Here is a 6,355-nt window from a genome sequence, read left to right as displayed (position 1 = left end):
ACCGAAGGACATCGAGCTCGCCGCATAACCCCAACACCCCGAACCACACCAAACCCGACAGGGATACCTTGACGAAGGACATAGAGGCACCCCCCCGGACATGGTGCTTCTTGCCCCAGTGGTCGAACCAGCCGTTCCAGAACTCGGCGACCATGAAAGGTTCGTCGGGCCGGCGGCCCGCCAGCAGCTTCCGGGCGGCGTCCGGCTTGGAGCCCAGGGTGGCCGCGGTGAGGGTGCCGGGCAGGGTGCCGCCGTCCAGCATGAGCTCGGTGGGCCCGTCGGCGGTGAACAGCAGTTCGTCGATGCCCCGCTCGGTGAGGGCCGTACGGTTCCAGCACAGATAGGCGTGGTCGTCGCCGTAACTGCCGAACCCGTTCTCCACCTGCACGGCGACGACCGGGCCGCCCCGGGACGCCTGGAGCGCGGACAGACGCGGGATCAGGTCGTCGAACCAGCGGGCGACGGCCGAGGTGAACGCCGGGTCCTGGTGAAGGACAAGGCCCTCGAAGACCTCACGCCCGTCCTGGAGACCAAGGTCCCCGGCGAGGACAAGACCGTGGGCGACAAGCTCACCCAGGGCGTCATAGGCAACCTCAACACCAACCCGTACGGCACGGACAAGACGTACCTCATGCCGATGTACTACGCGCCGACCGGGCTCTTCTACAACCAGGGCCTGTTCGAGAAGAACTGCTGGAAGGTCCCGTCCGCCTGGGACGAGATGTTCGCACTGGGCGACAAGGCCAAGAAGCAGGGCATCGCGCTCTTCACCTACCCGACCGCCGGGTACCTCGACTCGTACTTCTACGCCCTGCTCGCCGACGTCGGCGGGGAGCCGTTCCACAACGACGTCATGACGTACAAGAAGGACGTCTGGAAGACGGCGAACGCCAAGAAGGCGCTCGACCTCACCACCAGGCTGCTGGGCTACGCGTCGGAGTCAACCGTCGGCTATGCCAACGAGCAGGACTTCACCAAGAACCAGCAGTCGATCCTCGACAACAAGGCGCTGTTCATGCCGAACGGCACCTGGATCACCGGCGAGATGGCCGATGCCCCCCGCGCGGAAGGCTTCAAGTGGGGACTGACAACGCTGCCGGCGGCCACCGACGGCGGCAAACGCCACCTCACCACCTCGGTCGAGTCGGTCTGGCTTCCCGGCGCGGCCAAGAACAAGGACGCGGCGAAGGAGTTCATCGCCTATCTGTACTCGGACAAGGCGGCGGCGATCTTCGCCAAGTCGAACGCGATCCAGCCCATCGAGGGCATCGCGAAGACCCTGACCGGTGAGAGCGCCGAGTTCTACAAGGTCTACGAGGACCCGTCGGTCTCCGCGCTCGTCGGCGGCTTCGCCTCCACCGCCCCGGTCGCGGGTGTCGACATCAAGTCCACGCTCTTCGACACGGCCAACAGCATCAACAGCGGCGACACCACCGAGTCCACGTGGCAGTCCGCGCTGAACGACGCCAGCGAGAAGCTCCGCCAGGCGGGCAGCTGACGTGCCCGGCGGCGCCCCGGTCCACCCGGGGCGCCGCCGGTGCCCCCACGACCCGGGAGATCCTCCCGGCTCACCCAGGACTGCTTCGTACGACCGAAGGATCGGCACGGTGACGACCCTCTCCACCCCACCCCGAGGCTCAGCGGATTCCGCGACGAAACCCGAGCCGCCCGCCGGAAAGCCCCGGCGCGGCACCACATCCCCGGCTCGCCGGCGCGGCAACACCCGCTTCGTGCTCGCCTGCCTGCATCCCGAACGTGCTCTCCACGCTCGAGCCCGGCCAGGTCTCCGCGCCCGTCAAGGGCACCGGCCAGATCACCTACTACGAACTCGACCGCAAGAAGACCGACGGGGACAAGGCGTTCACCGAGTACGCCCAGCGGATCCGCCAGTCGGTCGTCTCGAAGAAGTTCGACGCATACCTCCAGCGCCGGGCCGACGACGTCTCGATGGACGTCGATGCCCCGGCGATGGCCGCCATCAACGCGAAGGATGTGCAGCAATGAGACCTGTCGACGTCGGCCCGCCCACCGACGAAGGGGCGCCGAAGCGAGCGCGGATCACCGCGCGGCGCTCCGCACGGGCCTGACCTCCCTGCTCGCCGCGCTGCTCGTGGGCTCGCTCGCCCCGGCCGCGCACGCCGCGGCCCGGCCCGGGCAGCCCACCGCCGCCCCGGCCTCCGCCGCCGGGCAGTCCTGGCCGGGCAACAAGCCCAACAGGACCGGCGGCAAGGACTACTACATCGACGCCACGCACGGCCACGACAACGCGGCCAGCACCTCACCCGGCTCCGCCTGGCGCAGCCTGGCCAGGGCGAACACCAAGACGTTCGCCCCCGGCGACCGCATTCTGCTCAAGGCCGGCGAGCAGTGGCAGGACGAGCAGCTCTGGCCCAAGGGATCCGGCAGCGCAGGCAAGCCGGTCACCATCTCGGCCTACGGCGACAAGCGCGCCGGCCGCCCCTGCATCGCGACGAACGGCAACGTGCCCAGCCCGTTCAAGGCGGACGGCACGAAGAACCCCGAGACCGTCGGCCTGACCGGCGCGATCGTGCTGCGCAACCAGCAGTACTGGGACATCAACAACGTCGAGCTGTCCAACGACGACGACTTCGCGACCGACATCACCAAGGGTTCGTACGTCCGCGACGGAATCATGGTCTCGATCAACGCCGACCTGCTGAAGGCCGGCGAGGACAGCATCATGGACCACTTCCGGATCTCGGACATCTACGTCCATGACCTCGACGGTCCGAGCAACTGGCAGAAGATCCACTACGATGCGGTCGACTTCCAGGTCTTCGGCAGCAAGAGCTACACGTGGTACCGCCGTACCGGCGCCCTGCGGCAGGCCGTGTTCTCCCACAACGACTACTACGAGGCGGGCGCCAAGCACTCCACCCAGGAACCGGCCGATCCGGACGGGCTGCGCGCCGACCCGAAGTTCGTCGGCGACCCCGCCGACTACGTCACCGGGGCGGGCGTGGACCACATCCGCAAGGCCGCCGCACACTTCTCGCTGCGCAAGGACTCGCCGCTGATCGACGCGGGCCGCTACAACACGCACCTGGGCACCGCCGACTTCCTCGGGACCCGCCTCTACTACGGTGACGCCCCCGACATCGGCATCGCCGAGACGAGGACCGGCAAGCGGGTCGCCCACCCGGTCGACGACGATCCCATCGAGGACGAGGCCGACAACCGCGTCGACCTCGCACTCGGCAAGCCGGTGACCGCCGGCTCCACCCACCCCGGGGCGAACGGCTCGCTCGGCGCGGAGAAGCTGACCGACGGCGACCTCACCACCCGCTGGGCCGCCGCGGACGACGCGGCCTACCCGATCACGCTCGACATCGACCTCGGTACGGACACCACCTTCGACCAGGTCTACCTGGACGAGTACACCGACTCGGGCACGAACCCGCGGGTGCAGTCCTTCGAGCTCCAGCGCTGGGACGCGGCGACGGGCACCTGGGTGACCTTCGCGAGCCGTGACACCGGAATCGGTCACGACCTGACCGTGACCGGCTTCGACAGCGTCACCACCACCAAGCTCCGGGTGGCCCTCACCGGCCGGATCGCCACCGAGCAGTACACCCCGAGCCTGACCGAGATCTCCCTCTACCGCGCGAACGCATGACCCGGACGGCCGCGCGCACCGCGCCGACCCGGGGGTGACCCACCTCCCGGCCGGACCCGGACCCGCGGCGGTCCCGTTCGCCGGCACCCGCCGGCCGTCGACGCCCCACTCCTGAGGCGTCGACGGCCCGAAGGTGCCGCGGTGCTCAGTGGTGCGACGTAACGGGCAGCTCCGCTTGTGCGTTGACGCGATGGGACGACGTCCAGGGGCTCACCGCCGGCGCTGCCGCGCACGGAGCCGGATTTCCCGACGCGCTACCAGCGGCGGCGCGGTGGTACCGGCTGGAGCTTGGCGGTGAGCGCCGCGAGGAAGGCCGGAAGCTTGTCGACCATGGCTCCGGGGACCGGAGTGGACTGGACGGTGCCTTTCCGCACGTCCTGAACGACGAGCGTGTGGGTGCCGTTCTCCTCGATGAGTTCGGCGGCGAAAAGCAGCGTCTGTGCCGAGGTTTCCATCAGTGCTCCCTGGCATGCGTGTCGTCGAGCCAGGCGGTCCACGCCTTGGTGGTCTGTTCCTCGTCGGTGTCCTCGGCGAACAGATGGTGGGCGAGGACGATCGGCACGTTCCAGGTGCTGCCGTTGAAGAACCGGTACAGGGCGTCCGGGCCGCGCAGTCCGACGAAGTCCGTGCTGAGCCAGTCGACGACCACCTCCTCGGGTTCACGCTCCGGGCCGGGGGCCGACAGTGTGAACCGGTCGCCGACGGCCGCGTCGTCGGCGAGACCGAGGCGTCGGCGCAGCGCGGCGAAGTCGGCCGGATCGGCAGTGGGTTCGGGGCGCTGGGACCTGATGTACACGGCGGCCCGGCCGGCGAAGTGGCGCAGGTACTCGGCGAGGGCGTGCTGGTGGAAGTCGACGTACTTCTCGGCCACGTCCGTTTTGGCGTCCCAGTTCCAGGCGTCGTCGACGACACCCGTGTGCACCCAGTGGATCCCCATGCGCAGTCGGCTCGTGACGCCGTCGGCCGACTCGATGCGGTAGCTGAGCGTGTTGGAGAACCCGCCGTCCTGGGTCGCCCGTACGGCGAAATGGTGGGGCGGCTCCCATGTCACGACGGTGGCGTCCCCCCGGGTGACCTTTCCGCCGACGCGCGGCTCGATCTCCATCGGATAGAGCCAGCCGAGGTTGCCGGGGCCGGTGGCGACCGCGTCCCAGACCTGGTCGGGCGGGACGGGCAGATGCTGCTCCCGGCAGACCTCGAACTCTCGGGCCATGTCGGTACTCCTTCGTCGTCGTTCGGGTGTCAGTAGGCGAGCGGGAGGGAGGCCAGCCGCCGCTGCAGCGGGTTGTCCCGCCATTCCAGGGCCGGTGCGTCGGCCAGCCGAAGTCCGGGGAGCCTGCGCACCAGCGTGCCGACGGCCACCTCCGCCTGGAGCTTGGCCAGCGGACCGCCGAGGCAGAAGTGCGGGCCGTGGCCGAAGCTCAGATGCCGGTTGCCGGGACGGGACAGATCGAGCCGGTCGGGATCCTCGAAGCGTTCCGGATCGCGGTTGGTCGCGCCGAGGAACAGATACACCAGTTCGCCCTCCCGCAGCGTCCTCCCGCCGATCTCCAGGTCCTCCGCGACGACCCGGACGATCGCCTGGGTCACCGTGTCGTAGCGGGCCAGTTCCTCGACGGCGCCGCGGATCAGGCCCGGGTCCGCGCGCAGCCCGGCCAGCTGGTCCGGGTGGCGCAGCAGGGCGAGCACACCGTTGCTGATCAGGTGAGTGGTGGTCTCGTCGCCGGCGGTGATGAGGACGAAGCAGGTGGACAGCAGCTCGGAGTCGGTGAGCCGGTCGTCCTGGGTTTGGGTGGCGACCAGGGCGCTGATCAGGTCGTCGCCCGGTGCGCGCCTGCGTTGCCGGATGAGCCCGGACAGGTACTCCTCGTACTGGTCGATCGCCGCCTCGGACTTGTCGATGTCCTCGCTGAGCCGGCCGAACCGGCGGAACCAGCTCTTGACCTGCGGCCGGTCCTCGTCCGGGATGCCGAAGAGCTCGCACACCACGGACATCGGCAGCGGGGAGGCCACGGCCTCGATCAGATCCATGGCCGGCCCGGCCTCGACCGCCTCGTCGACGAGCCGGTCGACGATCCGCTGGACACCTTCGCGCAGCGCCTCCACCCGCCGGGCGGTGAAGGCCTTGTTGGCCAGTCCGCGCAGCCTGGCGTGGTCCGGCGGGTCGGTGTTGGTCATCACCCGGCCGAGCCGGTCGGTGAGCCGGCTGAGGGCCTTGAGGTCGCCGCCGAGCCTGCTGTAGGCGCGGGTCATTCTGTCCCGGTCGTTGGACAGCCGCAGGTCGCCCAGCGCCGCCTCGACATCGGCGTACCGAGTGAGGTACCAGATGCCCTGAGGGCTTCGGTGGACCGGGTCCTCGCGCCGCATGCGGGCGTAGAACGGGTAGGGATCCTGCCGGGCCCCGGGGGAGAACAGAGCGGCGGCGAGGCCGTCGGGCCGGCCGGGGCCCGCGGTGTCGCGGGCCCCGGCCAGTGTGTCGGTGGACGTCACGTCGGCCGTGCTACCGCTGGGCGTTCATGGCGTCGGCCAGGCTCTTGGGCCGCATGTCGGTCCACGACTGTTCGACGTGTTCCAGGCAGGCGGCGTGGGAGTCGGGGCCGTGGACGACGGTCCAGCCGGCCGGTACGTCCGCGAACTGCGGCCAGAGCGAGTGCTGGTTCTCGTCGTTGACGAGGACGAGGAAGGTGCCGTCCTGGTCGTCGAAGGGGTTGGTCATGG

Annotated in this window: 7 protein-coding genes and 1 pseudogene; 3 read left to right on the top strand and 5 right to left on the bottom strand. The window is 69.6% G+C overall.

What is annotated here, in order from left to right; translation table 11 throughout:
• Positions 1-481: pseudogene (locus ACZ4LX_RS05870) on the bottom strand (beta-galactosidase); the annotation flags it as partial.
• Between ACZ4LX_RS05870 and ACZ4LX_RS05865 the strand changes: the two are divergent.
• The 3 genes from ACZ4LX_RS05865 (at position 383) to ACZ4LX_RS05855 (ending at position 3,637) form a co-directional block, all read left to right on the top strand.
• Entirely contained in the window at positions 383-1,498 is a 1,116-nt protein-coding gene (locus ACZ4LX_RS05865) for a carbohydrate ABC transporter substrate-binding protein (RefSeq protein ID WP_467651454.1), read from the top strand. The pseudogene ACZ4LX_RS05870 and the gene ACZ4LX_RS05865 sit on opposite strands and share 99 nt — an antisense overlap.
• A 257-nt stretch (positions 1,499-1,755) precedes the next feature.
• The gene (locus tag ACZ4LX_RS05860; RefSeq protein WP_467651448.1) at positions 1,756-2,004 is read left to right on the top strand and encodes a hypothetical protein; all 249 of its coding nucleotides are present in this window, start codon (positions 1,756-1,758) and stop codon (positions 2,002-2,004) included.
• Positions 1,991-3,637 (top strand): discoidin domain-containing protein, encoded by a 1,647-nt coding sequence (locus tag ACZ4LX_RS05855; protein ID WP_467651449.1) that lies wholly within the window; start codon positions 1,991-1,993, stop codon positions 3,635-3,637. The genes ACZ4LX_RS05860 and ACZ4LX_RS05855 overlap by 14 nt, the downstream gene beginning before the upstream one ends.
• A gap of 254 nt (positions 3,638-3,891) precedes the next feature.
• Here the strand turns inward: ACZ4LX_RS05855 and ACZ4LX_RS05850 are convergent, their stop codons facing one another.
• The 4 genes from ACZ4LX_RS05850 to ACZ4LX_RS05835 are packed head-to-tail and all read right to left on the bottom strand — an operon-like array spanning position 3,892 to position 6,353.
• Positions 3,892-4,092 carry a hypothetical protein gene (locus ACZ4LX_RS05850; RefSeq protein WP_467651450.1) on the bottom strand — a complete coding sequence of 67 codons (201 nt, stop codon included), beginning with the start codon at positions 4,090-4,092 and terminating at the stop codon, positions 3,892-3,894.
• Positions 4,092-4,850, bottom strand: a complete 759-nt coding sequence (locus ACZ4LX_RS05845) for an SRPBCC family protein (RefSeq protein ID WP_467651451.1) — start codon at positions 4,848-4,850, stop codon at positions 4,092-4,094. The genes ACZ4LX_RS05850 and ACZ4LX_RS05845 overlap by 1 nt, the downstream gene beginning before the upstream one ends.
• Before the next feature lie 29 nt (positions 4,851-4,879).
• Positions 4,880-6,127: a cytochrome P450 gene (locus ACZ4LX_RS05840; protein ID WP_467651452.1), complete on the bottom strand. Its 1,248-nt coding sequence runs from the start codon at positions 6,125-6,127 to the stop codon at positions 4,880-4,882.
• A gap of 10 nt (positions 6,128-6,137) precedes the next feature.
• Entirely contained in the window at positions 6,138-6,353 is a 216-nt protein-coding gene (locus ACZ4LX_RS05835) for an MbtH family protein (protein ID WP_123467710.1), read from the bottom strand.
• Positions 6,354-6,355: the final 2 nt, after the last annotated feature.

The organism is Streptomyces sp. NPDC026062 (assembly GCF_055568375.1).
Note: the sequence above shows the minus strand (reverse complement) of the source record. Positions and strands in the feature narration are given on the sequence as shown.

What these genes read in the sequence shown, in the direction of transcription:
- ACZ4LX_RS05855 (WP_467651449.1), top strand. Translation starts at nt 1,991, where the DNA reads ATGTGCAGCAATGAGACCTGTCGACGTCGGCCCGCCCACCGACGAAGG.
- ACZ4LX_RS05850 (WP_467651450.1), bottom strand. Translation starts at nt 4,092, where the DNA reads ATGGAAACCTCGGCACAGACGCTGCTTTTCGCCGCCGAACTCATCGAG.
- ACZ4LX_RS05845 (WP_467651451.1), bottom strand. Translation starts at nt 4,850, where the DNA reads ATGGCCCGAGAGTTCGAGGTCTGCCGGGAGCAGCATCTGCCCGTCCCG.
- ACZ4LX_RS05835 (WP_123467710.1), bottom strand. Translation starts at nt 6,353, where the DNA reads ATGACCAACCCCTTCGACGACCAGGACGGCACCTTCCTCGTCCTCGTC.